The sequence below is a fragment of the Spirillospora sp. NPDC046719 genome, assembly GCF_040645715.1.
Taxonomy (GTDB): domain Bacteria; phylum Actinomycetota; class Actinomycetes; order Streptosporangiales; family Streptosporangiaceae; genus Spirillospora.
The window spans coordinates 1-3,472 of the sequence record NZ_JBEYYT010000689.1; the positions used below are offsets into that span (position 1 = coordinate 1).

General features: G+C 73.5%; 4 protein-coding genes. 1 reads left to right on the plus strand and 3 read right to left on the minus strand.

Annotated elements, in window-relative coordinates:
- From ABZ914_RS48645 to ABZ914_RS48655, 3 genes are all read right to left on the minus strand, one after another.
- The coding region (locus ABZ914_RS48645) for an ABC transporter permease (RefSeq protein ID WP_500201401.1) at positions 1–823 on the minus strand (823 nt) is incomplete at its 3' end.
- Positions 820–1,770 (minus strand): ABC transporter ATP-binding protein, encoded by a 951-nt coding sequence (locus ABZ914_RS48650; RefSeq protein ID WP_500201402.1) that lies wholly within the window; start codon positions 1,768–1,770, stop codon positions 820–822. The genes ABZ914_RS48650 and ABZ914_RS48645, both read right to left, overlap by 4 nt.
- Before the next feature lie 139 nt (positions 1,771–1,909).
- A complete protein-coding gene (locus ABZ914_RS48655) occupies positions 1,910–2,284 on the minus strand; it encodes an FKBP-type peptidyl-prolyl cis-trans isomerase (RefSeq protein WP_190868655.1) in 375 nt (124 codons plus the stop codon).
- Positions 2,285–2,460: 176 nt separating this feature from the next.
- On the opposite strand from ABZ914_RS48655, the gene ABZ914_RS48660 reads away from it, so the two are divergent.
- On the plus strand, positions 2,461–3,472 hold a 1,012-nt coding region (locus ABZ914_RS48660; RefSeq protein ID WP_500201403.1), incomplete at its 3' end, for a hydantoinase/oxoprolinase N-terminal domain-containing protein.

A 3,472-nucleotide genomic window follows, 5' to 3' on the forward strand; every position in this document is an offset into this window, starting at 1 on the left:
CGACGCGGCGCTCGAACAGGACGAGCGCCGCGGCCAGCACGACCGCCGTGTACACCGCGAAGACGCCGAGGCCCGTCCACGGGGCGAGCGAACCGGACTTGTGCACCGGGTCGAGGATCGCGCCGCCCGCGTTGGACGGCAGGAACTTGTTGACGGTGTCGCCCCAGGTGCTCGGCAGGAACCCGCCCGCGATGCCGAGCACGAACAGCACCACGAACAGCAGCACGATCGAGCCCGCCGTGTGCCGCAGCAGCGTCCCGATGCCGAGCGCGAGGATCGCGACCAGCGCCAGGTAGATCCCGCCGCCGATGACCGCGCGCAGCACCCCGGGATCGCCGATCGAGCCGTCGAGGTGCTTGGACGCGAGGATGCCCTGCGCCGCGTAGAACGACGCGAACGTCACCACGATCCCGACCACCAGCACGACGGCGCCCAGCACGACCGTCTTGGCGGCCAGGTACGCGGCCCGCCGCGGCACCGCCGTCAGCGCCGTCTTGATCATCCCGGTGCCGTGCTCGGCGGTGATGACCAGCACGCCCAGCGCGCCGAACACCACGAGGCCGAAGTAGTAGGCGACCTGCGTCGGGAGCATCGGGGTGAACGTCGCCCGGTCCCGGGCGCTCATCTGGTCGAAGGACGCGGTGAACGCCAGCGCCCACAGCGCGGAGAACCCGATGAGCACGACGGCGCCGGCCAGCAGCGTCCAGAACGTCGACCGGACCGTGACGATCTTCGTCCACTCCGAGGACAGCACGTGCGCGAACCGCACGCGCTTGACGTCCCTGCGAGACCCCGCCCGCGCGGGAGCGGCCGGTGCGTTCACGCGCCCACCCCCGGGGACGGCGCGGCCGGGTTCGCCGCGCCCGGCACACCGGCGTGGTACTCGACGGTCTCGCCGGTCAGCCGCATGAACGCCTCCTCCAGGGACGGCTGGACGGTCGCCAGCTCGTGCAGCCGCAGCCCGTTGTCGGCGGCGACGTCGCCGATCTCCGCCGCCGGCGCCCCGTACACCCGCAGCGCGCCGTCCGGGTCCTGCTCCAACCGCCTGCCGGGGCCGTCGAGCAGCCGCGCCAGCTCGGCGGCCTGCGGCGAGCGCACCAGCACGTGGCTGGTCGCGTTCGCGCCGATGAACTCGGCCATCCCGGTGTCGGCGAGGATGCGGCCCCGCCCGATGACGACGAGGTGCTCGGCTGTCAGCGCCATCTCCGACATCAGGTGGCTGGAGACGAACACGGTGCGGCCCTCCCGCGCGAGCCGCCGCATCAGCGTGCGGATCCACAGGATGCCCTCGGGGTCCAGCCCGTTCACCGGCTCGTCGAACATCAGCACGCCGGGGTCGCCGAGCAGCGCGGCGGCGATGCCGAGCCGCTGCCCCATGCCGAGCGAGAAGCCCTTGGACCGCTTCCGCGCGACGCTCCGCAGCCCGACCAGGTCCAGCACCTCGTCGACCCGCCGGCGCGGGATCGCGTTGCTCTTGGCCAGGCACAGCAGGTGGTTGTAGGCGGTGCGGCCGCCGTGCACGTTGCGGGCGTCGAGGAGCGCGCCGACCTCGCGCAGCGGCGCGCCGAGCGTCCGGTAACGGCGGCCGTTGACGGTGACCTCGCCTGCGGTCGGGCGGTCCAGGCCGAGGATCATCCGCATCGTCGTGGTCTTCCCGGCCCCGTTCGGGCCGAGGAAGCCGGTCACGCGGCCCGGCGGGACGCTGAAGGTGGCGCCGTCGACGGCGGTGGTGTCGCCGTACCGCTTCGTCAGCCCGCGCGCCTCGATCATGAACGTCTGATACCGGACGGCCCGCCCGCGGAAACGGCGGCGGCGGGCAACCGGCCGGATTTTCACCGCCCGATTGCCCGCCGTTGGGCCGTGCCCGTCGCCGTGCCCGTGGTCGTGCCGTCGCCGCAGGGGCGCGGTCCTAGCTCACCGCGACCAGGTCGACGACGAAGATCAGCGTCTCGCCGGGCTTGATGGCCGGGCTCGGGCTGCGGTCGCCGTAGGCCAGGTGCGGCGGGATGACCAGCTTGCGCCGGCCGCCGACCTTCATCCCGGCGATGCCCATGTCCCAGCCCTTGATGACGCGGCCGGAGCCGAGCTCGAAGTCCAGCGTGCCGCCCCGGTTCCAGGACGCGTCGAACTCCTCGCCGGTGGACCAGGAGACGCCGACGTAGTGCATCGACACGGTCGAGCCCTTGACGGCCTCGGGGCCGTCGCCCTTGGTGATGTCGGTGATGTCGAGGTGCGCGGGCGGCTGCCCCTCGGGGAAGTCGATCTCGGGGCGTTCAAGCGCCATGGAAGGGCTCCAGCGGTGTCATCGGATGCTTTTTCGGACGGCTGCCCAGCCTAGCGCCGCCGCCGGGGCCGCAGCGCGTCCCCCGGCCCGCGCGCGTGCCCTGACCAAAGAACGGCGGTCCCGTTGGCACATTGCGACGGTTCCCCGGGCGCGGCCCGTCCGGTAGACCGTTGGGCATGGCACGGCGGCTGCGTATCGGGATCGACACGGGCGGGACGTTCACCGACGTCGTCGCGCTGGACACCGGAGGGGACGGGGCCGGCGGCGAGCCCGTCACCACCAAGACCCCGTCCACGCCCGCCGACCCCGCCGAGGGGTTCGCGGCGGGCGTCGCCAAGGTGCTCGGCCTGCTCGGCGCGTCCCCGGAGGACGTCGCGGCGCTGTCGCACGGCACGACCGTCGCGACGAACCGGCTGCTGGAGGACCGGATCGACGACCTCGGGTTCGTCACCACCGACGGCTTCGCGTCGATGCTGGAGATCGCGCGGCAGAGCGTCCCGGACGGCTACGGCAACAGCTACTTCTGGGTGAAGCCGCCGCGGATCGTCCCCGCGCACCGGGTGCGGACGGTCGGCGGGCGGCTCGACCACACCGGCGCCGAGCTGCGCCCCTTCGACACCGGGTCGGCGGTCGCGGCGGCGCGCTGGTTCCGCGACGCGGGGATCCGCGCGATCGGCGTGTGCTTCCTGCACTCCTACGCGAACCCGGCGCACGAACTCGCGATGCGCGAGGTGCTGCGCCGCGAGCACCCGGACGCGGTCGTGTCCCTGTCGTGCGAGGTGCTGCGCGAGTACCGCGAGTACGAGCGGTCCGTGACGACGCTGGTGGACGCCGCCGTCAAGCCCGCCATGAACGGCTACCTCGCGCGGATCGCCGAGCGCGTCGCGTCCCGGCTGCTGGTGATGAAGAGCAACGGCGGCGTGCTGTCGGCGGACGAGGTGGCCCGGCAGCCGATCACGACGGTGCTGTCCGGCCCGGCGGCGGGCGCGCTCGGCGCCGCGTTCGTCGCCTCCCGCGGCGGCCGCGGCTCCGTCGTGACGCTGGACGGCGGCGGCACGTCCACCGACGTCGCCGTCGTGCTGGACGGCGAGCCGACCGTCACCACCGAGGGGACGATCGGCCGCCACCCCGTCAAGATCCCGATGATCGACATCGTGACGGTCGGCGCCGGCGGCGGGTCGATCGCGC

What these genes read in the sequence shown, in the direction of transcription:
- ABZ914_RS48650 (WP_500201402.1), bottom strand. Translation starts at nt 1,770, where the DNA reads ATGATCGAGGCGCGCGGGCTGACGAAGCGGTACGGCGACACCACCGCC.
- ABZ914_RS48655 (WP_190868655.1), bottom strand. Translation starts at nt 2,284, where the DNA reads ATGGCGCTTGAACGCCCCGAGATCGACTTCCCCGAGGGGCAGCCGCCC.